Source organism: Bdellovibrio sp. ZAP7, assembly GCF_006874645.1.
Taxonomy (GTDB): Bacteria; Bdellovibrionota; Bdellovibrionia; order Bdellovibrionales; family Bdellovibrionaceae; genus Bdellovibrio.
The window spans coordinates 2,699,762-2,723,681 of sequence record NZ_CP030082.1 but is presented as its reverse complement, the minus strand read 5'-3'; the positions used below and the strand labels follow the sequence as shown (position 1 = coordinate 2,723,681).

The following is a 23,920-nucleotide window of genomic DNA, read 5'->3' as shown; positions in this document are numbered from 1 at the left end:
ATGGATTATGAATAAGCCTAATAATTCCAATAATAAAGCCGCTCCAAAGACCAACGAAAAAGCACCTGCAGAGGGCGCGAATTTTCTAAAACAAATCATCGAAAAAGATCTTGAATCAGGCAAAGTGAAAGAAGTGGTGACTCGTTTTCCACCGGAACCAAATGGTTACCTTCACCTAGGTCATGCGAAATCGATTTGTTTGAACTTTGGGTTGGCCCAGGAATACAACGGCCGTTGCCATCTTCGTTTCGATGATACTAATCCAGAGACAGAAGACACTGAGTACGTTGAATCCATCATGAACGACGTTAAATGGTTGGGTTATGATTGGGGCAAAAACCTGTTCTATGCGTCTGATTATTTCGAAGAGATCTATCAGTGGGCTGAGCAACTTATTAGAGACGGCAAAGCATATGTCGATTCTCAAAACGAAGAAGAAGTTCGTGCAAATCGCGGTGACTTCACTCATCCGGGTAAAAACTCTCCATTCCGCGACCGCTCTGTTGAAGAAAACTTGGACCTCTTCCGTCGCATGCGTGCGGGGGAGTTCGCAGAAGGGGAGCACATCCTTCGTGCAAAAATCGACATGGCTTCACCAAACATGAACATGCGTGATCCATTGTTGTATCGTATTCGTAAAGCCCACCATCACCGCACAGGGGATAAGTGGTGCATTTACCCAATGTACGACTATGCTCATCCGCTTTCTGACGCGAAAGAGATGATCACCCACTCTATCTGTACCCTTGAGTTCCAAGATCACCGTCCATTTTATGACTGGTGCGTGGAAAACGTGGATGTTCCTGGTGAGCCTCACCAATACGAGTTCGCTCGTATGAACATGACTTACTTCGTAATGAGTAAACGTAAGCTTTTGCAACTGGTGAAGGAAGGTTTGGTGAACGGGTGGGATGACCCTCGTATGCCAACTATTTCGGCTGCTCGCAGACGTGGTTACACTCCTGAATCCATCCGTCGCTTCGCAAAACGTATCGGAGTCTCTAAAGCTGAAAGCTTGATCGAGTTTGATATCTTGGAAGCTTGCGTGCGCGATCACTTGGACGAGGTTTCTCACCGTGCAATGGCCGTTCTTGATCCAATTAAAGTTGTGATCACGAATCTTCCGGAAGGCCACAAAGAAACGATCTTGTCTTCGGTTCATCCGAAAAATGCAGATCTTGGCAAGCGCGAACTTTCTTTCACCAAAGAGGTTTACATCGACGCTTCAGACTTTATGGAAAACCCAACTGAAGACTTCTTCCGTTTGGGACCTGGTAAAGAAGTGCGTTTGCGTAATGCCTATGTGATTAAATGCAATGAAGTGATCAAAGATGCTTCCGGCAAAATCAAAGAGCTTCGCTGTGAATACTTCGTTGAAACTTTGGGTGGCAAGCCATTGGCTGACGGTCGCAAAGTAAAAGGCATCGTTCACTGGGTTTCCGCAACCGATTGCGTGGACGCGGAAGTACGCTTGTACGGTCGCTTGTTTAAAGTAGCGCACCCTGAAGATGTACCAGAGGGCAAAGACTTCAAATCCAATTTGAACCCTGATTCTTTGAAAGTGATCAAAAACGCGAAACTTGAAAAGAGCCTGGCCAAGGCCACTCTAGAAAATCGCTACCAATTCGAACGGGTTGGTTACTTCTGCTTGGACAACAAAGACTCCAAACCAGATCACCTCGTCTTCAATCAAGTGGTAGACCTAGCCAGCTCCCACTAGGGTGCCAGGTCCTGTTTACGTGTACACCCCATTAAAAAGAAAAAGCCCGGTTTGTCGCCGGGCTTTTTTATTTTCCGCATCATAAACTTGTTACTATTTATGTTTTTTGACCTCAATGATCGGGATCATTACACTGGATTTACGAGGTAAGTATGAAACTTATAGGAGCAGTGTTGGGTGCAGCTTTGCTGGCGGGCTGTACTACCAAGAAAATCAACTATTCCGACGTGGGCGAGTATAAAATCGTCAGCAGAGGGCCGTTCATTATTTCTGATTCTCCCGAGCTTTGGAAATTCCTAAGATCCCGGGGCGGGGAGCGCGACAAGAAAACTATTCAGGTTCTTATTTCCAACGGTGAAAAGGCCGATCATTCCATTCAGCTGGATAAAGTGATTGCGACGATCAATGACGAACGACTGTCTCTTCGTTGTCGCACTCCGGAGTCGGAAGGAACAGTTGTTCTAAAATATCGCAAAGTCATCAAAATGAGTTGCGAGATGAACTTGTCTCCGAATGAAAAGAATAAATTGGGTCTTAAGGATACTTTTGTTTCCATCGAAGTACCAAATGACACCAAAAATCATATTGTCTTTGAGCGACTCTACAGAATCGAGGATTTCCTATGAGATCATTGATCGCCTTGTTGATGATGTTGCTTGCCTGTCAGTCCCACGCGCGTAGTGAATGGGATAGAGAATTCATAACCGCTGAAATTGGTTCCAGATCCGTTCCAAGATACGGTCTGATACCCCGATTTTTGCCCTCAGAACTTTCTGACTGGACAGATCCGGCTTCGATGACAACGTCAAGGCTTAGTAATCAATGTGGAATTTTGAGTGAAGCAAAAATAGTGGGAGGCAGTCGCTTTAACTTTCTTTTTTTAGGAATCGTCAATTCTTCTTCCAAAGTGGTTCGCGTCGAAAGGAATCGAATTTCCGCGGCATTTTCTGGAGGGCGTGAAAGAATTATGATGGAAGCTACGGAAAGAACGTTTTCCGAGGTTCAAAGCAATTGGTACTCATGGGGTTTTATTGCCTTTCCAAGCAAGTGGGATTTCAAAGACCAGGACGAAGTAAAAGTTTCGGTTCCAGTGAGTGTCGGTGGGGCAGAAGAGTGCAATTTAGAGTTTATTTTTGAAAGAAACAAATTGGCGGCAAAGGACCCTGATACCTATTCCGAAGCACCGGCTTCAGTATATTCTTTGAGCTATCTGGTGTCGGTGGGGATTACGCCTGTCGCGGCAACGACTTTTAATAATTCCAAACCCGATGGGTTTGCTTTTTATTCGGCGAATTTTTTTAGAGTATCAGAAGGCAGTTTTTTTAACTTCGATGCACAGAATTTGGGGGATGTTCATCCGTCAGACTATTTCAATGCGAACACCTTTAAGTCAGCGTGGCTTTGGACTCTTTCAGCGGGGCCTGTGTGGCGGTCACTTTATTCAAACTCCCTGACTGGCTTTATAAACGTGGGCCCTTCATTGGGATACGTTCGTGCCCAGGCCTTCGAAGATAAAGATGAAACTTTTCGATTATCGCCAGGAGTATATGCATCTTATTCATTAGACTGGTGTTTTGTGAAGGGCTCTGCTTATAAAGATGAAGGGGATCATTCTCTGGGGATCACTGTTTTTGCAAAGTATTATCCTTGGCTCTTTGATGGAAGTCGCACTGATTACGGACTGATTGGAGTTTCTTTTGATCTGTTTCGTGGTGGCCAATAACGGTGCCCGGTTCCTGTTTACGTGGACACCGCATAAAAAGAAAAAGCCCGGTTTATCACCGGGCTTTTTGCTTTTAGGGTTAATTCGGTTTGTTGTTATTGATCTCTCTTTCGATTCTTATTTATTTAATAAATCTTAGGTACAAGTCGTAAACCAATCCGTAGCTGTTATCTTTCATGACCACCACTGATTTGTAGCGAACCATGTTGCCGTGTTGGTCGACCTCTTTGTAACGGCGGTCGTATCTCAAGTCGATGGCGATCACACCTTTTTCATCCAGAGAGTGCAGCTCTGAAGCTTGAGCGATACCATCCAGATTGTCGTCTTTCCAAAGTTTCAGTGAGCTGAATACAGAGTCGGCGCCCGTGATAATTTTGTCTTTGTCGTCATCGTACTTAGCGAGTGCCGCAAAACCTTGTTTCGCAAACTTTTTATCTGGGCCCAGGGTCGCATCACCGAACAATTCGTTGATACCGAGAACTTTACCTTGGCCATTTGGCAGAACCAGGAAGTAGTCTTCAGTGTCAGCAGAGGCGAACCAAGCAGACTTCACTGGTTTGTGGTTATTCAATGCGCCCAGAAGGTCAAACATCACACCGTTCTCTGGAGAAGTCAGAGAAATTGGTTTTGGTGATTTCGTGTTCAATTGCAACAACAATGGGTCAATCTTATCAGCGTTCGCACAAGCAGCATCGCCTTCAAAACCTACAAGGACGTTTGCAATTTGCACTTTACCTTGAAGCTTACCATCTTTACCGATTCTGAATGCCGAGTTCACATCCAACATCGCAGCCACGGAATCAAGTATAGGAGCTACAGCTTTAGCGCCGCCATCCATTGAATACTTATAAGGAGAGGAAGCCTTAGCACCATCATAAAACACGACAGAGTAAACACCTTCTGTCAGCGGAGCGCTGATAGGAAGTTCGATGTTTTTCGAAGTCGTCAGCTGATCTTTAAAGCTTTTTGAATAAGCTTCAGAGTCATAAACCTGAACAACCGTTGCTCCTGCCGCGATTGAACCCATCGTCGATTTATAGAGGACACCGACAATTTTACTGGTCGTTGAAAGGATGGAAAGCTTAGAAGTGTCGCCAACTTTAGGTCCGCAAACCGGGTTTGGCGTTACACTGATTTTTGAATAAGCGGAATCGTCTGGCACATTCGTGCCGTCGTCTTCCGAGCTGTCTGGAGTGTTTGTACCCTCGTCTGGATACTCGGCACTGTCTGTAGCGCCGAAAACAGTACCGTTATCAAGAGCGGACTGCTTTGCCTTTGCATCGATATTAAAGGCTGCCTTAGAGCAGTTCTGAAATGAGACAATCGTAACCGCCGAACCGATCAGGATGAATAGTTTGGCCAGATTCCCACGAAGATTTCTCATCAACCCTCCCCAGAGTAATAAGAGACAAGACTTCGTAATGCAAAACTGCGCCCACCCAAAAACGGCACCAACTGCAAACTGTTCGACACTGAATTTCCACGAGGAGGTAAAGTGTAAACTAAAATTTAGACAGTGAATGAACCCTGTCCAATTAGTTTTCATGGAGTTATTGGGAATGTCTCAATGTGGGATGGGGCGAATGGGGCGGATATTCGTAAAAGTCGGTGAGTGCGCGGCGCTTTTGTGCAAGCAAACGGCGATCGGCGCAAGATTATTTTCTTCGCTGCATGATAAAGCGGCTACCATCATCCAGGAAGATTGTACGAGCTTGTGAAGCACCGACTTCGTTACCATAGGTATCAACGATCTTAATTTGGTTTTGCACAAGGGAGTTCTTAAACTCCGAGGTGCTAAGCTTTGATTTTACTTCTTTGTAGCTTGTTCCCGTAATGCGGGAGAGAACTTCTTCTCGGGAATCAGCCGAAGCAGTGCCAGTGGAGCCAGAGGCTACTCCTCGGCGCGTATTCGCATTCGTTTTTCTGTCAGAGCCGCCACCGGAATAGAATGTTCCGCTGCCGCCGCCAGAGCCTGATCCCACGCTAGAACCACCACCAGCGGAGGCTACGTTCACTTCATTAGAATCAGGTTGTTCTTCACCAGCCGCCTGCGAACCACGGGGAGCTACCGTTCCTCGGCCCGTGGAAGCAACATTACGGGAGTTCGTTGCTGTCTGTGCGGAACCCGTACGATCAGCCGCATTTGTTTGGCGAGTGAGATCAACTTCCTCGACAACCTTCATGCCGTTTTTCGAACTAGGTACATAGATGCCTTTTTGTGCATCATAATTTTTGTTGGAATCAGCCACTGCTTTGCTCTCGTATCCTTCGTAGCGAGCTTGGTAACGCTGCCCAGAGCCAGATCGAGAAGAAGAGGAGCGGGAAGATGACGAACTGCTAGAATCGCTCGAAGCTGTTGAGCTCGAATAAGAATAAGAATCATCGCTACTGGCAAGTGCCGGAGTATTCATAACCCCCATCGCTCGATCCGCCATAGCAAATACTGGTGCCGATTGGCGTTGGCTCGCGGCAACCGCTTGGGCCTTGCCTTCGTCTGTCATATTGACTGAATTCACTGCAAGCTTATCAGCAGAAGGAACGGCTTGTTTAACTTCTGCGACAGAAACTTCCTTCGCGATGTTTACACCTTCGCCGCCGCCACCTTTGTCTGCAGCTGTGCTTGATGGCGCACGGACAGGTGGCTTAACTTCTTTTGCATTCTCGACGTCACCTTTTACGACATTATTCTTTTTTCCATTATCATTTGCAGAGTGGCTGATCTTTAGCTGTTCATCACCAAAGCCACCACCTCCGACGCTCGGGGTTGTTGTTACTGCCATGTTAAATACACAGACGTTAACAATTTTTTCGACATCTGTGTCTTTGACTATTCCAACCCGATGAAGAAGTTCGTGTAACAGTAAAGGTTTGGACTCTTTCGAAAGTTTTGATGGATCGTAGTCTTTTGGAATTGAAAAAGCAATATTCCCATTTTCCATGTATTTCGCATTTAAAATCTCGATGGACTCTTGCGAATCGCATGTAATTAGATCCGTTTGCGGCTCCTGATTAGCACCAATTTTTTTCAAATCCAGTTCAAGTTTTTTTCCATAGTATAGAATATCTGCTTTTTGTTTTTTTGGAAAAATAGCCTGAACCTTATCGCCAGAGATACATGCTTGTAGCTCTTTGTCCACGATGAGACTTGAAAGAGCGGACTGAATTTTTTTGGAAACTTCTGGTTGAGCGGCATCACATTTAATTACCTTTGCAGCGGCATCGCCGAGCTTGGCCTTACTTACAAGTGAGAGATCAGATATTTTTTTTGACAGATCCGACAAAGAATCATCACATGATGATTCTTCTGCGCTTCCATTCATGACTCGAGGATTTCTTACGGATTTTGCGACAAGACTGAACCTGTCATTTTTTACCTGGTACTCCGCTTCGATAACGTTTGAATTTGAAAATTTCTTAATGGTAAAGCTATTAACTGACTTTCCAGTTAGTCGCACGGTGATTTGTGTATTACCTTTCTTCAGTACCCAAAGATCAATGCTCTGGTCCTGGTCAGCGTCGATGCGTATGTCCTCATAATCTCCACTGGAAACTACACTCGATTGCAAAGGAGTATAGAATACAATCTGCTGTTTTGCCGGAGCAGCGTATGAATTAAATGAATTAAGTAGGATTAGGATTGAGAAAAACGCCCTCATTAATATCATCTTCGGACGAAGGTCCTGAAATGTTGAGAGGTAAACTAGTCAATTATTTATTTAATTTGATCGATTGTCTCAAAGTGAGAAAATTAATCATGCATAAACAATTTGTTTTTTGGCTAATGCCTTTTTTAAGCATAAATATTGCCTTTGCAAGCTCGTATTACGCTACGCCAGAAAAGCTTCCGAATAAAAATTATAGTATTCAGAAAGACCAAGAGATTGAGGATATGCCTCCGGTTCTATCGCAAGACTCATTTGGGTTATGCTATGGATTTTCTGCGGCTGCAGTATTGAACTATTGGAATTGTGTAGCGATAAAGAGAACGAACAAAGAATATAAATGTTCCGAAATGCCGGAATCTCAAAGGTTTTCTCCCGTTGCTATTTCCAGGTACAATGGTGATGCCATTGATGAGGGAATGGATGACTCCGAGTTTGAAGAGCTCTGGCAATCTGGCTCTCCCAAAAAAGTTTTTGATGCTGTCGCAGGCAGAATGGGACGCGCGCCTTCCGAAGCGTGTGCTTCCCTGGATCAATTTCTATCTAAGGCTACTGCTGGTGGCACTGCAAACGGTTATTCTGAAACACAAGCTCAAATCTGGTTAGCACTTTATGAATCCTACAAGAACGTGCGAAAAAAAGCGAAATGTCCTACTTGTTCTTCAGACGCTTATGCGGCCGGTGAAGCTGAGAAGGTATCAGGAACGTTTAACGTGGACTCAGATAAAGACAATGCCAAAGTTCTTCAATCCTTTGGGAAGGATTCTTTTGCAAAGGCTTTGAATGAGTTGATGTATCCTAAAAAATGTAGTGATTCATCGCAATCAGTAGAGTTGAAGCTGCCAATGAAAGTGTCTTCGTATCCGCCAAAAAATTTGTCTAAAAGTGATGGATTTGAATTAATGATGGATCAAGTTGTTAAAAACTTAGATAAAAATATTCCTACAGTTGTAATGTTCTGTTCTGCAAAAAATCCCTCAAAACAATGTGAACGACAATTTAAAAGCGTGAGTGGTAGCGTCTATCCTTACAACGAGAATCATGGTGCAGTAATTACTGGGTACAGGAAATTCTGTCCAACAGGTAAAACAAAAGAGAAGTGCTACTATTCTGTGAAGATTCAAAATAGCTATGGTAAGCAATGGCAAAATGAAAATAACGACGGGTGGGTTGATGCTCGCTCTGTCATCGATAATTCATTTTATGAAGAGAATAAGTTAGTTTGGTTGGAAGAGGAAAAATAATGAATAAGTTATCAGGTTTATTACTTGTCTTTGTTGTCATCGGTTCAGTTGCGCACGCAGACCAAACATTAAAGTACTTCAATAACGATAAGTACAACGATGTAAAAATTAAAACTTACCAAAAAGCGAACCTGAACGAAGTTTGCTTCAAAGGTGGCAAGCCAAACTGCAAAGCTTGGACGACGTTCAACGCCAAACCAAAAACTCCGACTAAGAATCCAACTCCGCTTGCAGGAAATCCCGCGGCTCTTTACTGCTGGGATGTCGGTGCTAAGAACAGAATTCTAAAAGCGCAAAATAGTGACCAATACGACTTCTGCGTCTTCGACGACAACTCCATGATTGATTCATGGGACCTTTACTACAAACATTTTCCTAAATAGTTTCAAAGCTGCAATTTCCACTTCCGCTGCGGCAGTGGAAATTGCATGATTGAAATTTAAGAGGGTTGTAGGCCGCGTTCGAAGTGGGTTTCCAACACTACGACAGTCAAAGTTCTTTCGACATTGTCGATTCCGCGAATCTGATCTATCAATTTCGATAATTCCAAAGTCGTACCGACACGAAGCTTTACCATCACGCAGTCTTCGCCGGCAACGCCATGGCATTCTTCGATCTGCTTAAACTTTTTAAGATCCTTCGCTAAACCTGAAGACGTGCCCTTATTAATCGCGATGCGCACAAACGCACACAATCCAGAATTCACCGCCACTGGATCAATCGCAACCGAGTACCCCTGAATTACTTTCCCGGCTTCCATTTTCTTCACACGCGCGTGAACTGCGGGAGCCGAAAGATTGACCTTTTTGCCGATCTCCGCGAACTGCATACGTGAGTCTTCTTTCAGCAAGCTTAATATTTTTCTGTCTGTTTCATCCAGTAGCATGGTCTCTCCCGCTTAAAACTTAATGCCATTCGTTTCTTATGGGGTTCAGGTGTTTACCCTGTAATAGGTTAACACAATTAGGTAAAATAAGGCATATGGTTTATATGGTTAAGCTTCATAAAGGTGAGTTGTGGCGTCCCGATTCTTTCAAACAAAGAGTCGACGAGGTTACTGTGAAAGTCGCAAGCGGCATCGGCTGGGTGACCTACAAATGCTCCAGCGATGCTATTTACCGAGAAGGTGAAGTGCTAAAATTCGACGAGAAAGAACCTTTAGTGGAAGCCCTTACCGAAGAGCTAAGTCTTGAGATCGAATTCAAAAAGAAGGCCCTGAATTTCTGGCGATCAAAGTAGCGGTAAAATAATGGGGAAGTAACGGAAGACCAGTCGATGGTCCTATTTACCTATATTAGGTTAAAAAATACCTAATATAGGTAAATAACGCTACCTCCCTCTTGAGTTTTACCTAATTTAGGTCGATAATTACCTAAAGTAGGTAATTATGTTGGCGGAATTAGTCGGAAGCAAAACCACAGAGAAATGTCTGATCTATCTTGCTGGGCAGGGTGAGGCTTACCCTTTGGAGATTTCTAAGACATTTGGAATTAGCAACACCCAGGTTATTCGTACTTTAAATAAGCTTGAGCAAGCGGACATATTGGTCGGCCAAGAAGTGGGGCGCTTGCGCATGTACTCTTTAAATTCAAGATGGATACTGGCAAAAGAATTGAAAGCCATGCTGGATAAAGTTCTTATGATGATGCCGCTTGAAGAGCAAGAAAAGTACTTTATGAAAAGAAAACGCCCCCGTAAAAAGAATAAAGTTATTTAGCCATGAAAATTTCAAAAGAAATGAGTCGTAAACAGTTTGCAGCGGCCGTCGTTCAACAGCTCGAAAAACACAGCATCTCCTGTGTACTTGTCGGGGGAGCGTGCGTCTCCATTTACACAGATGAAAAACACGCATCGAAAGATTTAGATTTTATCTCTCCGTCGTCTCAGGAAAATATCGAAAAGGCACTGGCTGAAATTGGTTTTGAGAGAAAAGGAAGATACTTTAATCACCCAGACTCTGAGCTCTACGTCGAGTTTCCAACAGGACCCGTCGCCATCGGGAATAGAATCCCAGTTAAACCCGAAGGTGAGTTGAAAGTTCAAAAGACGACAATTCAAATGTTGTCGCCCACACAATCGGTTATGGATCGATTGTCAGCATGGTTTCACTGGAATGATCGCAGAAGTCTTATTCATGCATTGTGGATTTGTGAAAAACAGCCCGTGAGTATTGATAAGATTCGAAGATGGGCCGCCAATGAAAACTCAGAAGAAAAGTTCGGGCAGTTTCTGGAACAATACAAAAAGCTAAGTAAGAAATAAAAAAGAGCAGGTCAAAAACCTGCTCTTTCCATTTCTAAAATCTATAAAACCAAAAACTACTTCAAAGTAAAATTAAAGATATTCTGGTCAAAGCTGTTGTACTCATCATAACGAGTCAAAGCATAAAGATCCTTACGAGTTTGCATTTTTTCAAGCAAACCTTCTTGAGTTCCTTTAGCTTTAATTTCAGCCAAGCCCGCAACAGTCGCACCCATCGCAAGACGGAAAGTCGTCACAGGGTAGATCACGATGTTGTAGCCCAAGTTCGAAAGCTCAGTATAAGTGAACAAGCGACCTTTACCGAACTCAGTCATGTTCGCAAGCAAAGGAACAGAAACCGCCTTACGGAAAGTTTCAAACTCTTTCTCGTTCTCAAGAGCTTCAGTAAAAATACAGTCAGCACCCGCATCGATATAAGCTTTAGCGCGATCAATCGCCGCATCTAAACCTTCAGAAGCACGAGCATCCGTACGAGCAATCAACAAAAAGTTCTCGTCCAATTTCTTACCACGAGCCGCCGCCGCAACCTTACGAGCAGCCTCATCACGACCAACCAAAGACTTCCCATCAAGGTGACCACAACGCTTAGGATTTACCTGGTCTTCAATATGACAACCAGCAAGCCCCATCTCAATCATCTCTTGAACCGTACGAGTAGCACTCATAGGCTCACCAAAACCCGTATCGATATCGATAATAGTAGGCAAAGAAGTGGTACGAGCAATCTGACGACCACGTTGAGCCACTTCAGTCAGTGAAGTCAAACCAATGTCAGGATATCCAAGGTCATTCGAAAGAACAGACCCAGAAATATAAACCCCATCAAACCCAGCCTTCTCAATAGCCATAGAAGCAAGCGGTGACCAAGACCCCGGCATCTGCAAAAGCTTACCAGTCTTCAAAGCATCGCGAAAATTCTTACGCTTCTGAGCAGGAGTAATTTCAGGAAACAACATACAAGAACCTCCAAAAAAACCTCTGGCCATCTCAACGAAATCCTAAGTGAGCCAGGGCAACGGAATTAAAAAATAAAATCAAAGATCTAAGATTCAAGGCTTAAAGAAATTTGAAAAGAAGGCCCATGAACCAGATCAACACTAACAATACCACTTCCAAACGAAAAAATGTCTCAGCATAAAAGTCGTTAAAAAAGTGATCGTCTATTTCAACAAAACAGGCAGCGCCAAGGGCTGGCCTTAGGGTTTTGTAGAGACCTCCGCGGGGCCTGGACGGCCCTGCATCGGAGATGCACACCGGCAAGGGCAGGAGGCCCGGGTCTCGTAAAAACCCTAAGGCCAGCCCTTGTCGCTGACGGTCTTCGTCCGAAGACTAGAAGATACCTTTATTATCGCGCTTATTGTTAACAAGCTTGTCGATAGGAATCTGAACATTCAACTGTTGAACCTGTTCAGCAGTCAAGTTTTCCAAATTCTCACAAAGACCGATGAAGCGATCACGCTCAGCTTTAGTGATGATTCCTTCAGTCAAAGTATCAAACTTACGGATGTAGTCCGCACGTTTGAATGGACGAGCACCCGCTGGATGCGCATCAGCTACGCCCAATTCATCAACGATTTTAGAACCATCTTTCATCGTGATTTCTACACGGCCACCGAAGCGTTTTTTATCTGGATCAGTCTCATGGTACCAAGCTGTCCACTGTTTATCTTCAACAGTAGAAATTTTGTGCCACAATGCCACAGTGTCAGCACGTTTCGCGCGCTCTGGAGCGTACGAATTAACGTGGTGCCAAGTGCCATCTTGAAGAGCCACGGCGAAGATGTACATGATCGAGTGATCAAGTGTTTCGCGAGAAGCATTTGGATCCATTTTTTGTGGATCGTTCGCACCTGTACCGATTACGTAGTGAGTGTGGTGAGAAGTGTGAATCACGATATCTTTGATATCGTCGAAGTTTTTGATCATTGGCTTCATTTTGCGAGCTAGATCGATCAATGCTTGAGATTGGTACTCTGCAGAGTGTTCTTTAGTGTAAGTCTCAAGGATCGCGCGTTTTTCTTCGCCAACTTCTGGAAGTGGAACTTCGTATTTACCGTTTTTGCCATCAAGCATGTAAGCAATAACAGAATCTTCACCTTCGTAAATTGGAGACGGTGCGCCTTCGCCACGCATTACACGGTCAACTGCTTCAACAGCAAGTTTACCAGCGTGTGCTGGAGCGTAAGCTTTCCAAGAAGAGATTTCACCTTTACGAGATTGACGAGTCGTGAAAGACACGTGAACCGCTTGTTGAACTGCTTGGAAAATAGTCTCAGTTGGAAGAGACAACAAAGTACCGATACCAGCCGCTTGAGCGGGGCACAAGTGAGCGATATGATCTTTTTTGTGCATGTGAAGGCAGATAGCTTTCACTAGGTCTACGTGAACTTCGTAACCAGTTACGATACCTTTCAAAAGTTCTTTACCGTTTTTACCCATTTGTTGAGCAACCGCCAAAATAGCAGGGATGTTGTCACCAGGGTGAGAGTAGTCAGCAGCCAAGTAAGTGTCATGGAAATCCAATTCACGAACAGCAGTACCGTTCGCCCATGCAGCCCATTCACAGTCAAATTTTTGATCGTTTGGCATACCGAATACAGTTGCACCACCATTGCGTGGATGGGCGATAGCCATAGCACGAGCAGAAGCTACTGGACGACGGTTTGCTGCAGCGATAGCAACAGAAGCATTGTCGATGATACGGTTGATAACCATATCGACAACATCAGCTTTGATTGGAGCATTGTCAGAAGCGATCTCTGCAATTTTCCAAGCCAATTGATCTTTACGATCCAATTTTTCTTTAGATGGATAAACACGCACTGTGTGTTTTTTCATGGGAATCCTTTCAAGACTCTTGCTTGCACTAAGCCCCTAAGACCTAATGCGTTATTTAATGATTAAATGAAAGCAAGCAAGGCTAACTTGACCCCAGAATAGGGTCAAGAAACGAGAGAGTGCGTAAAGGCGCTTTTGTTATGAAAATCAGCCTGAGGACCCGGGTGAGTCAGAGCATAATAAGCTTTCGAGCCGTCAGAAAACTCCACCACCGCAGTGATGCCCAATTGTTTGAAATGCTTCAAAGCAGGTGACTGAATTTTGACCCGGAAAATGGCGTGATCGGATTCCAAAGTCCGGTGACTTAAACTGATCGAGGCCGTTCCATCTGCGCGCATGCCTTGGCGGTACCCGGTAAAGGCATAAGCATTCCAGTCTCCGTTGGGGGAGCAGTTTACTTCCAAATAGGGGGAGTCAGGCGCAAGGTCAAAACTAAAAAACGCTTCCAGGCACGTGGTCTTCCAAAGTTCATCCCGACGAACGGCATCGTCGCCTTCATTTAAAGGTGGGAAGGACAAGTGGCGAGTGGGGCCTAGAAGGAAATATTCAAGAATAACTTCATCATCAGAGGTTATGTAAACTTCAGATTCTACTTTAAATAATTTCGTGAAATCAGTCTCAGTATACGGTTTCAACTCAAGCACTAACGTCTCTCCCAGTTCAAACGAGCAGTAAAAAGATTCTTGCCATCAGAGGTGCGAACCCCGCGATAAACGGTGGAGCCACCTGATTCTGATTGTGAGGAATCGCTCAGACTTTTCTCGATTTCTACGGTATCACCGAGATACGTCTCTGCCAAAAAGTTTACCGAGTACGAGTTTAGTTTCAAGACCTTATGAAGCTCATAAGGAATGGAATCCAAAATCCATTGGGCATACTTCGCATTGTTCACATGTTGGTTGATATCAAGGTCGGAGTTTCTGACAGCGAACTGTGCGAGTTTTTCGTATTCGCCGCGAACGGGAATTTTCTCAGTTTCTAAAGTCAGGGGCTCCTCGGAAATGACATCGTCCCAAGGGCGCATCTTATCGACCGCCAGGATTTTACCACTGCCTTGCTCCAATGCCAAAAAAGTGGTTGTGCAATACCCAATACACTCATCTTGAGAGTCGAAAATCTTAAATCCGCGTAAAACAAAGGCACCCTCAGGCGGGCGGAGCCAAGTTTGAATCCGAATCGTTTCGCCAAAGTCAGGCCACCGCTTCATCTCGGTGTGTTGCCGAGTCAAAACCCAATACATCTTGTCCCGGGCCATCTGATCGGCTCCAAAGCCGATACGGGAAGCATGCAGCCAGGCAGTTTCCTGAATTAGGTTGAGCAGTCCAAAAAGACCCAAAACCCCTCGGGCATTGACACTTTGGCTGGAGATTTTGAATGTTTCGTTCCAAGTTCGGGTGTTCATACTTGAGGCATCCTCCCTTTTTTTGCGGGATTATTTTGTTATTTTACACAACTTATGCGAAAAAACAGGACGGAATTTATCACAAGTGATGTATACTGTTTTTAGTGTATGGTTTGATTCTTTCATCAAATCAATTTGTCACATTCTGAAAAGTTGTTTATGCTTTATTATCTTCAGGCGGGTATATGAGACAAAAAAATATGTTGGCTGACTTTCTTAAAACAAAACGCGTTGCTGCGGGCCTATCCCAAAGAGACGTGTCTGATAAACTAGGGTATTCGACTCCACAGTTCATCTCTAACTGGGAACGTGGTGTTTCTCATCCGCCAATCAATGCTTTGAAAAAGCTGGGCGAGCTTTACAAAGTATCTGCGGAAGACCTTTTCGAAGTGACTTTGAATGCAACGATCCAAGACGTCACTCAGGATCTGCGCCGCAAATTCGCAAGCTCTAAAGCTCGCTAATTTTAAAATCCCAAGTTAAAAACACGAAAGCCCGGTTCTCCCGGGCTTTTTCCGTTTAAGATACCTCAAAATTACTAGAAGGTACCGATGGAAATATGCACACGCCAAGGGGATTCGCCCGGTTGCATATTCAGTTTCCAAGCCAAATCCACGCTCAACGGACCCACTGGAGTGTTGTATCGGAATCCTGCACCAGTAGCTGCACGGTAAGGTTCGTTGATTTCCAGTCCTTGAATTTGCACGATACCGCCGTCGTAAAACAGCGCGCCGCCGACTGAGCCATAAATAGGAAAGCGAAGTTCAGACTTGATCAGCCCCATGGTTGAGTCTGTCGTCAGATAGTATTTTTTGTTTCCGCCAGCAATTCCCAGGTCATTGTTATTCGGGAAATACTCAGTCCCAGCTTCGTAACCACGAACTGTCGAAATCCCTCCCAGAGTGAAACCTTTTTTATCCCAAGGAATACCGTTTTGGCGATCGGCTGTATCAGGCAAGTGACTTAAGTTTTTGATATAACCGCCACGGAAGTTATTCGCCCAAACGATCGGCTGCTTTTGAGCTGTGCCCAGTTTGCTATAAAAAGTAATACCCGCAACCGCACGCCAATACTTAATCGTCTCAGTACCGCCAAATACGGGATCCGAATATTCGGCATTCACGCGAGTAAAAGTACCTGCGGTTGGATTGAATGGATTATCACGGAAGTCGAAGTCAATATTGGGGCCTGTCGTGACGATATCTTGTTGAGTCGGGGCGTACGGGTACGTCTCATCTAAACCGGAGTCTCGGACTTGCGCCAATGAATAGATATCCCAAGTTCCGAGGATTTTTGAAGTCAGATCTTTCTCGATTGTGTACGTGTACTGATTCAGATCCGTGACCTGTTTAATGTTAAAATCAGTGATTTGACTGGAAAGAGTGATATTCACACGCCCGCGAATGTGGGAACCAAACAAATAGGGTTCCAAGTAACCCGCCACAACTTTGTGCTCAAGATACTTAACGTCCGCGATATTGTAATTACCTTCCAGACGCAACGAAACCCCACGGCCTGTGCCCAGCAAGTTGCGATACGAGATACCCGTATAACCACGCAACGTCAGTTGACGCTCGTTGGTCGCACCCGCACCGATGTTGAACGTTCCCGGCTCACGCTCCGTCACGCGCACAATGACCGTGCGATCCGCAATATTGGTTTTCTCTTCCAAAGTTTTAACTTCTACCGTCCCAAAGAAACCGGTTCTTTGCAGGTGAGAGATCGAATCCTCAATCTTTTGCGGAGTAATCAATTCGCCTTTTTTAACTTCCAACTCTTGATATAAAACGTAATCACGAGTGAACGTATTGCCCTCTAAAATAATGCTGGCAGCGCGAACCTGCGGCCCCTCAAAAATTTTAAAGTTCAAAATCGCTTTGGTGTTGGTTTCGTCGTAAGTCACCAGATCTTCACGCTCGTTCAGCAGAAGCATCTCGATATAACCGTTTTTCTGATAGAAGTTTTTAATATTCTTAACAGCTTCTTCGATCTGGCTGAGCTTTAAAGGTCCCGGCTGCAAGCCTGTGACTTTCAAAAGCTCTTCATTTTTATAGGCTTCGTTCCCCAGGAAGGAAACTGACTGAATCAAAGTCAAAGGACCTTCATCCAAATTCACATACAAGTTAACCTGATCTTTTTCTTTATTATAAGTCAGGCGAGTCGAAACGATCTTGGATTGCAGGTAACCTTCGTTTTGCAGAGCTAACACCAGATTCTTTAAACCCGTGTCGATATCATCCTTATTGTAATAGCCATCAGAAACTGTGACGGAGCTATAGTTACGAATAATATCGGAATAGTGTTTCGGATTGCGGCTAAACTTACCGCTGATATTGATGGACTGAATTTTTACGCGCGGACCCTCTTCGACCTCGAAAGTGATCTTACGTAAAAATTGATTTCCCTTTTCCTCTTCGGTCGCAGTTACTTCGGCACGGGCATAACCCTCTGCCAGATAGTGGTTGCGCAACTTCGCAGCCAGCTCTGTTCCAATGTTAGGATTGGCAGAGTAATAGTTGTCCAGATCCAAGGCATTTCTAAGTTTGCGGGCACCGAAAATTCGCTGACCTTTGAAATCAAATTCATAGGATTCAGGGCGATCCACGCGATAACTTAAGGTCGCTTCTGATTCGTCAGAGTTATAAGTGATCTTAGGTCCCACGAAGTCAGCACGAACATAGCGCTCTTTATTCAGGAAGCTGCGTGCGGTTTTAACAATATCCGCCAAATATTTGTCCGTCAGAGGATCATCAATTCGCGAATCCAGCTTGTTAACCAGGTCTTTATTCAATTTCCCATTCGGGCTTTGCACGATGAGGTTGTGTATCAAGGTGCGCTTGTTTTCAGTGATCTTTAGATTGATGTCGACGGTGTCGTTTTTGCCAGGTGGCATCTCAATATCGACAACGGTGTTTAAGAACCCCTGATCGCGGTAATGCAGGCGCAGCTTTTCACCCAGCTCTGCTAAACTTTGCTGATCAAAAACATCACCAGATTTGACAGTAAAGATCGCTGAGGTTTCTGAGTTCGACAGAAAGTTATTGCCGATAAAGTTTACTTCTCCAATACGTTTCGCATGAATGTAATCAAGCTTATAGGAACCTGCCGCTCCCTCAGTGACCACCAGGCGGTCAAATTGCGGTTTCGGTTGCAAGTATCGCAAAATATCGTCCACGACATCCAGGGCAATAAAGTCTTTATTGATCTGCGGATAACGACGGACCAGATCCGTTTGAATTTCCGGCGGCAAACTTGAAATATCCAAAGCTTTTTTCGCCCAGGCCGGGGAGGCGTGGATAAATAGTAAAAAAGCAAATGCCATTACGAGAGTCCGGATCATTTGAACTCCCGTTTAAATTCAAGATCAAGTCCGAAAATACTTTCAGTTTCTGAAGGAGTATTTTGCAAAGTATTGTTGTCGTACATGTTTTTATTTTCGAACGAACCGACCGCTGTCCAGTTCGGATTCAAAAGATATTCAAGTTTCACATCGTAACCAGAAACGTCACCCACTTGACGGCTGCCAGACACTTTCATTTTATCGGTCAAACGACGAGTCAAAGTGATCTTAGGAACGCTGATATTACGAGTAGAATCGTACTGGGAGCTTACGCCGAATTTGAAACCCGTGGCTTCAAGAGGCTTATTGATTTCACCAGCCAAGATTCCTCCGGCAACTTCCAAACCGGCTTGATCTGCCAGGGCTTTCGACTGACCCGTCGTTGCCATACTTTGAGAAGTCACGCCCAGGGCAATCAAAGAAACGATGTCTTGTTCAGAAAGAGGCGGGATACTTGTCAGTTTGATCGTCGGATTTTTAGCTGGGCCTTGAGCAAACAACTGCACGTCGTATTCGTTGATACGAGAAGTTGCCGATACATACAGATTGGGGTTGATCTGCGTTGGATCCGTGAAATCCACGTTCGCAGTCAAGATATCAAACTGGCGGTCTTTAAAGATAATTTTAGAACGTCTTTCCGTGGTGATTTTACCCAAAAGAACCGGATTGGTTGGTGGTCCTTTGACGGCGATATTGCCGGTGACAGTTCCATCGAACATGGAGTTCTTCACAGGCAGTGGTCTTTCCAGATTGATTTGCAAATCCAATAAAACAGGTTCGAACTGAGTTTCGCGCAAAACTTTAGGCAGGTAGGCGCTCTGTTGGATGCTGGAAACGCTGGCGCCGCCTTCGATAAACTCTTTTTCAAAAATCCCGCCATTCACGCGGTAAGTTCCGGACAATACAAACGGGAACCATTTTCCAGAGAACAAAAGATCTGCATCACCTGTCGTGTGCACGCGGTCTGGTACATTCATCGAAACATTCTCAAGATGTGCGCGCACAGATGTCGGCAAATCTCTGACACCATTGATGATGACACTGCCGTCACCCGTGACGGAACCGCCAGCCAGTTGACCTTTGATTTCGTTGATGATGATACGAGTTTGCGAGAAAGAAACATTCGCCTGCAGTCTTTCCAAAGGGTGTGGGAAGCCTTTCAGTTTCACAAAGGCATTATTTAAGTTTGCCGTACCCAAGATTTCAGGCTTCGTAACTTTTCCGGAGACACTCGCAGACATGCGTAAGGGGCCGCCCAAATCATCCAGGAAGGGAGTAAAGATTTGCAACAAGCGCAAGTCCGCCTTGGCATCTATATTCATGTTCAAACGATCAGCAGTAAAATTAGAACCTGTGATTTTAATCGTATTGTGTGGGCCACGCAGCATGAAGTTCTTAAATGAAGTATTGCCGTTGTCTGCGATGATTTCGATCGGCCCCGTATTTGAAACGCTGGAATTACCACGTTTCAAATAGAAATTTTGAATCAGGATTTTGCCCGTGGATTTAAACAAATCCCCAGATTCGGAACGCAGATCAATCGTCGAAGTCAAAGAAGACTCGTACTCGTTCGCCAGATTTGCTCCGCCGATTAAAGCAAGCAGGGAAGAGAAGGTCCACTGATTGGTCTTCATTTGGATTTTTAGTGGCGTGGCATTTTCAAAAGGATATTGGAATTCACCCTGAACTTTATCACCAAATAGGCTTAACTGACCACCTAGGCTTTTTGCATCCAAGTGCATTTGGAATGCTGAGTTTTCCAATTCCTGATCTTCCAGAACTGTTTCCGTCAAAGCACCCTTAACGTTCACGCGGGCGTCTTTAAAAGAGTTTTTAATTTCTGCGGAAGCATTTAGGGAGCCGTACATGTTCGTCGTAATACGATTGATCGTGTCGGATTCTTCCAAACGCCAATTTTTCGCATCAACGATTAGATTCAAAATCTTCTCGTTGCTAATTCCGCCAGTCACAGTCGCAACCGAGTTGTTTTTCAAAAGCTGAACTTTACGGGTCTTGATGTTGCCGTTTGTGGCATCGACATTAAAGTGCATTTGATCAAAGTTTTCGCCGCCAGCAGAAACATTTTTGAAGGCCGAATCCAAAGAATAATTCAATCTCCAGAAATTCAAAGGACCTTCAACCGTGGCTTTGGCAGCTCCAGTTCCCGCAACTGTCAGTGGGAATTTATAGATACCTTCCAGGATCGTCGCGATATCATCCAGATCCGCCGTCGGAGCACTAAAAGTTCCCACCAGATGGTCGTGACTTAAATCAATATCCAAATCGCCGATATATTGTGTTTTATTCTGGGCGCCTGCAATATTTTCAAATAGCAAGTGACCTTTTATTAGTTTCACATTGCTGATCACGTTACCAAGATTGAAATCTTCAAAAATAAAATCGCGAACATTGAGGCTCATGTCCATGGTGGCTGTATTCGAGTCACCTTGAGTCGAACCCTCTATGCTGGCATTACCGGTCATTCTTAAGTGCGCCAGATTTTGGATATCTTTCATATCCAATTTCTTGGTTTTATAATTGATCTTAAAACCTTTGTGGAAATCGATCACACCGTCACTGGTACCAACGCTGCTGCCGATGGCAAGGTTCGTATCATAAGTCACCGCATCCATCGTTACTTGCGTTTTACCCGTCACCTTAAAGTTTTTAAGGTTCACGATTTCCATACCCTTGGAGTTGTTCTCTGATTTCACCCAAAGGTTTTGACCTGTCAGTTCGCCATCTTCGCAAGTAACCTGGAAGGACGGCAGAATGTGACCCGAGCACGGAAGCACGCCTTGCATTTGCAAACCCACGGGAATGCTTTTTAAATCCAGCGAAGCGAAAAGTTTTTGTAAGTCCAAAGTTTCAACTTTAACCACGGATTTGAAATCGTAGTTTTCATTCAACTGAAACTGGGATTTATTCAACAGCGCTTTTCCAGCCGGATGATTAACGGTAACTTCAGAGAACGTGAAAGCTTTGTTTTTATATTCGCCTTCAATATGGGCGTCACCCAATTCAAATTTTCCGACGTTCAGGCTGTGAGTCGTGATATCCGCCTTGGCGTTGATATCAGACAGGCCATTAAAGCGCGTTTCAATCTCGGTATCCAACGTCCCGGCAAGTTTTGGGACAGAAACTGTCGGTTTTAAATCCTGCAGTTCTTTATAAATATCTGCCAACGATACTTTCGCTGACAAATTGATGACGCCTGAAGGTTTCAGTGTCACGTTTTTGAAATCCGTCAATTCACCACGAGCGACAAATTCAGATTCATCCAGGCGGACCCCGAGTTGCAGAACGCGCAAGGACTGACGAGTAAGGTAAAGATGAGAATCCAGGGAGCCCGAGAACTGGCCCACTTTTTTCAAAGATACCGCCAATGTCGGAGTATCAAGTTTGGCGGTGATGTTGCGGCCCATGTTCGTCAAAAGCAAACCACTGTTGCTGGCTTCGATGTTGAAGCCCAGTTTTTCGGAGGTCACCAAAACATGCACATTGTTCAGTAAGATTTTTTGGAGAGGAATTTTTTCCGTAATCGCAAAGATATCGTCCAATGGCAAGGGTTCAGGCTTTGAATCCTTTTTCATCAATGGATCGATATTGATTGCAGTCTCAGGGGCATCAATCATCAAAGCTGACAGATTCAAGCGGCCACCTAAAAGCGAAAAGAAATCCAAGTGAATGCTCGCGCGGGCAACACGAACCACTTCAGTCACCTTGGCAAATTCACCTTTAGGAAGGATGCGAATATTTTCTAATGCCAGGGACGGACGGAGGACACGAATGCGCAAGCGATCTGCTTGAACTTCCATGGGTAAAGAAGTTTTGGAATAGTTTTGCAGTTCTTGCAAAGCCCATACTTCCAGGCGCGGGATGATAAACCAATTCCCCAGACCCCAAAGAATCAGAAAACCTAAAGTGGGAGTGATAAGAATCCAAAAGACACGCTTCACTGGCCACCACTCCAAATACTCAAGAGTGCGCTACCAGCACGATAGTGCGGACGTGAGGCAAGTAAGCCTTCCAGGATTTCAACGGCAGTATGTTTTTGTCCTATGCCCCACATTGCTTGTGCACGCAAATACGCGGTTGCAAAGAATGTTTCTGGTTCATGGGCGTAAGCCAGCTCCACGTGGGCAATTTCATTTAAGAGTTCAATAAAGCGGCGACACTGCAGCAGAACTTCCAGCCGGAACCATGCGACACTTTCTGAGTTTTCACAGAATTGTAAAATATCCAGCGCTGTCTCAAATCCCTCAAACATAAAAGCTGCAATAGCAAAATCAAAAGCCATCTCTGGCATTTCTTCTGCGTGATCTCGCAGTGACTGCAACAGAATCAAAAGAACCTTTTCAACTTCAGGATCTTTCGGAGAAAGCTCTTCCGGTTTTGGATCCCGGGCGCGCGGAGATCTGCGCGCTAAAATTTCCAAAGCATGACGTTGGCGGTGCTCGCGCACCTCGTGCGCCACATCACTGTCTCCAGGATAAAGCTTTTGCAGACGAGCCAGTAAAACTTTTTCTTGTTCATACAGCTGCTGCGTGCGCAAAGTAATCAATTGATCCAAAAGATTTTTCTTATTGCTTAGGAAATCTTTGTGAATACGGTACTTGCGATTCGAGCGCCATTCGCCCAGCAGGGGAGAATATTTATTTAAAGCGGCTGAACGGGCTGCTTCGTTTTCAGATTCACTTTCCTGAATACCTTCTATCAATGCGTTGATGACTTTTTCATCCAAAGTGATGGTCGCATGTCCCAAAGCTTCCATGAAGTAAGGCCAAGGAATCGGAAAGTTTTCATTGTCGATATTTTTGATCACGAATTCTGCGAGCTGCAAATAACGACCGCTGTGATTTAAAAATCGCGCCAGGGCATTGATATTGTCTAAGGAAATTTGATCAGGGGAGGACTCTAAACTAGAGATCAATCGTACAGCGACTTCGTCGAGATCGCTGGTCTCGTTGAGTAAATTTTGAATTTCCAACTCAACAAAAATAGACAAAAAAAAGCCTCCGCTCTGATTAAACAGAATTACTCGTCTAGTTTGAAATAAAAACGAGTATTTGCGGAGACTTAATATCTTGCGTTAGGAACTATTTTTGGCTGACGCGTTCTACGTAGTCACCAGTAGAAGTATCGATGCGCAAAACATCGCCTTCATTGATGTGCAAAGGAACGCCAACAGACAAACCAGTTTCCATGATAGCTGGCTTAGTGGCACCAGTGACACGGTCACCTTTGATACCTGGGTCAGTTTTAGCAACTGTCAAATTCACAGCTTTTGGAACGTCTACAGCAACAGCTTTTTCATTGTAGAAAAGAACCACAACTTTAAGGCCTTCAGTTAGATAGTACTTAGAGTCGCCAAGGTCTTCGTCAGACATAGCGATTTGCTCGTAAGTCTCATTCGACATGAAATTGTAACCCGTGTCGTCTTTATACAAGAAGTTCATTTCTTTGTTTTCAACGTTAGGTACTTCGAATTTCTCGCCAGATTTGAAAGTGACTTCAAGGTTTTGGCCTGTCAGCATGTTTCTCAATTTAGTGCGAGTGAATTGATTGCCTTTGCCTGGTTTCACGTGTTGGAAATCCACGATTACGTAAGGTTTGCCTTCAACCATTACTTTCAAGTTCTTACGGAAATCTGATGTTTCGTACATTCTAATACCTCTTTATAAAGCTAGGAAGCGATCTCAAAAATACCATCGACTGCGTTGCTCATC

Annotated in this window: 20 protein-coding genes; 9 read left to right on the top strand and 11 right to left on the bottom strand. The window is 44.5% G+C overall.

Annotation, left to right across the window (positions count from 1 at the left end; genetic code table 11):
* The first annotated feature begins 7 nt into the window (after window positions 1–7).
* From DOM22_RS13125 to DOM22_RS13115, 3 genes are all read left to right on the top strand, one after another.
* Window positions 8–1,720, top strand: a complete 1,713-nt coding sequence (locus DOM22_RS13125) for a glutamine--tRNA ligase/YqeY domain fusion protein (protein WP_142700814.1) — start codon at window positions 8–10, stop codon at window positions 1,718–1,720.
* A gap of 152 nt (window positions 1,721–1,872) precedes the next feature.
* Entirely contained in the window at window positions 1,873–2,346 is a 474-nt protein-coding gene (locus DOM22_RS13120) for a hypothetical protein (RefSeq protein WP_142700813.1), read from the top strand.
* A complete protein-coding gene (locus tag DOM22_RS13115) occupies window positions 2,343–3,443 on the top strand; it encodes a hypothetical protein (protein ID WP_142700812.1) in 1,101 nt (366 codons plus the stop codon). Before DOM22_RS13120 ends, DOM22_RS13115 begins: the two co-directional genes overlap by 4 nt.
* 121 nt (window positions 3,444–3,564) lie before the next feature.
* On the opposite strand, the gene DOM22_RS13110 is transcribed toward DOM22_RS13115, so the two are convergent.
* Both DOM22_RS13110 and DOM22_RS13105 read right to left on the bottom strand, forming a co-directional pair.
* The gene (locus DOM22_RS13110) at window positions 3,565–4,827 is read right to left on the bottom strand and encodes a hypothetical protein (protein WP_142700811.1); all 1,263 of its coding nucleotides are present in this window, start codon (window positions 4,825–4,827) and stop codon (window positions 3,565–3,567) included.
* Between the two features lie 271 nt (window positions 4,828–5,098).
* Window positions 5,099–7,099, bottom strand: coding sequence for a hypothetical protein (locus DOM22_RS13105; RefSeq protein ID WP_168196652.1), 2,001 nt, complete (start codon window positions 7,097–7,099; stop codon window positions 5,099–5,101).
* A gap of 29 nt (window positions 7,100–7,128) precedes the next feature.
* On the opposite strand from DOM22_RS13105, the gene DOM22_RS13100 reads away from it, so the two are divergent.
* Complete coding sequence (locus DOM22_RS13100) at window positions 7,129–8,349, top strand: hypothetical protein (protein WP_210415623.1); 1,221 nt, start codon at window positions 7,129–7,131, stop codon at window positions 8,347–8,349.
* On the top strand, window positions 8,349–8,732 hold the full coding sequence (locus DOM22_RS13095) for a DUF333 domain-containing protein (protein ID WP_142700808.1): 384 nt from the start codon (window positions 8,349–8,351) through the stop codon (window positions 8,730–8,732). Before DOM22_RS13100 ends, DOM22_RS13095 begins: the two co-directional genes overlap by 1 nt.
* Before the next feature lie 56 nt (window positions 8,733–8,788).
* Here the strand turns inward: DOM22_RS13095 and DOM22_RS13090 are convergent, their stop codons facing one another.
* The gene (locus tag DOM22_RS13090) at window positions 8,789–9,235 is read right to left on the bottom strand and encodes an Lrp/AsnC family transcriptional regulator (protein WP_142700807.1); all 447 of its coding nucleotides are present in this window, start codon (window positions 9,233–9,235) and stop codon (window positions 8,789–8,791) included.
* 104 nt (window positions 9,236–9,339) lie between these two features.
* Here DOM22_RS13090 and DOM22_RS13085 point away from each other — a divergent pair, with 104 nt between their 5' ends.
* The 3 genes from DOM22_RS13085 to DOM22_RS13075 all read left to right on the top strand — a co-directional run bounded on the left by DOM22_RS13085 (window position 9,340) and on the right by DOM22_RS13075 (window position 10,611).
* Window positions 9,340–9,588, top strand: a complete 249-nt coding sequence (locus DOM22_RS13085; protein WP_210415622.1) for a hypothetical protein — start codon at window positions 9,340–9,342, stop codon at window positions 9,586–9,588.
* Between the two features lie 148 nt (window positions 9,589–9,736).
* A complete protein-coding gene (locus DOM22_RS13080) occupies window positions 9,737–10,066 on the top strand; it encodes a winged helix-turn-helix domain-containing protein (protein WP_142700805.1) in 330 nt (109 codons plus the stop codon).
* A 2-nt stretch (window positions 10,067–10,068) separates the two neighbouring features.
* Window positions 10,069–10,611, top strand: a complete 543-nt coding sequence (locus DOM22_RS13075) for a nucleotidyl transferase AbiEii/AbiGii toxin family protein (protein WP_142700804.1) — start codon at window positions 10,069–10,071, stop codon at window positions 10,609–10,611.
* Between the two features lie 56 nt (window positions 10,612–10,667).
* Here the strand turns inward: DOM22_RS13075 and prpB are convergent, their stop codons facing one another.
* From prpB to DOM22_RS13055, 4 genes are all read right to left on the bottom strand, one after another.
* The gene (gene prpB, locus DOM22_RS13070) at window positions 10,668–11,567 is read right to left on the bottom strand and encodes a methylisocitrate lyase (protein WP_142700803.1); all 900 of its coding nucleotides are present in this window, start codon (window positions 11,565–11,567) and stop codon (window positions 10,668–10,670) included.
* Between the two features lie 373 nt (window positions 11,568–11,940).
* Complete coding sequence (locus tag DOM22_RS13065) at window positions 11,941–13,449, bottom strand: MmgE/PrpD family protein (protein WP_142700802.1); 1,509 nt, start codon at window positions 13,447–13,449, stop codon at window positions 11,941–11,943.
* A 104-nt stretch (window positions 13,450–13,553) separates the two neighbouring features.
* Complete coding sequence (locus DOM22_RS13060) at window positions 13,554–14,093, bottom strand: DOMON-like domain-containing protein (protein ID WP_142700801.1); 540 nt, start codon at window positions 14,091–14,093, stop codon at window positions 13,554–13,556.
* Window positions 14,093–14,851, bottom strand: a complete 759-nt coding sequence (locus tag DOM22_RS13055) for an acyl-[acyl-carrier-protein] thioesterase (RefSeq protein WP_142700800.1) — start codon at window positions 14,849–14,851, stop codon at window positions 14,093–14,095. The genes DOM22_RS13060 and DOM22_RS13055 overlap by 1 nt, the downstream gene beginning before the upstream one ends.
* A 185-nt stretch (window positions 14,852–15,036) precedes the next feature.
* On the opposite strand from DOM22_RS13055, the gene DOM22_RS13050 reads away from it, so the two are divergent.
* Window positions 15,037–15,315, top strand: coding sequence for a helix-turn-helix domain-containing protein (locus DOM22_RS13050; protein WP_142700799.1), 279 nt, complete (start codon window positions 15,037–15,039; stop codon window positions 15,313–15,315).
* Window positions 15,316–15,389: 74 nt separating this feature from the next.
* Here DOM22_RS13050 and DOM22_RS13045 read toward each other — a convergent pair whose 3' ends face one another.
* From DOM22_RS13045 to efp, 4 genes are all read right to left on the bottom strand, one after another.
* Window positions 15,390–18,173, bottom strand: a complete 2,784-nt coding sequence (locus tag DOM22_RS13045) for an outer membrane protein assembly factor (RefSeq protein WP_246845634.1) — start codon at window positions 18,171–18,173, stop codon at window positions 15,390–15,392.
* Between the two features lie 14 nt (window positions 18,174–18,187).
* Entirely contained in the window at window positions 18,188–22,150 is a 3,963-nt protein-coding gene (locus tag DOM22_RS13040; protein WP_142700797.1) for a translocation/assembly module TamB domain-containing protein, read from the bottom strand.
* The gene (locus DOM22_RS13035) at window positions 22,147–23,199 is read right to left on the bottom strand and encodes a hypothetical protein (protein ID WP_142700796.1); all 1,053 of its coding nucleotides are present in this window, start codon (window positions 23,197–23,199) and stop codon (window positions 22,147–22,149) included. The genes DOM22_RS13040 and DOM22_RS13035 overlap by 4 nt, the downstream gene beginning before the upstream one ends.
* 91 nt (window positions 23,200–23,290) lie before the next feature.
* Window positions 23,291–23,857, bottom strand: a complete 567-nt coding sequence (gene efp / locus DOM22_RS13030; protein ID WP_142700795.1) for an elongation factor P — start codon at window positions 23,855–23,857, stop codon at window positions 23,291–23,293.
* Between the last annotated feature and the right edge of the window lie 63 nt (window positions 23,858–23,920).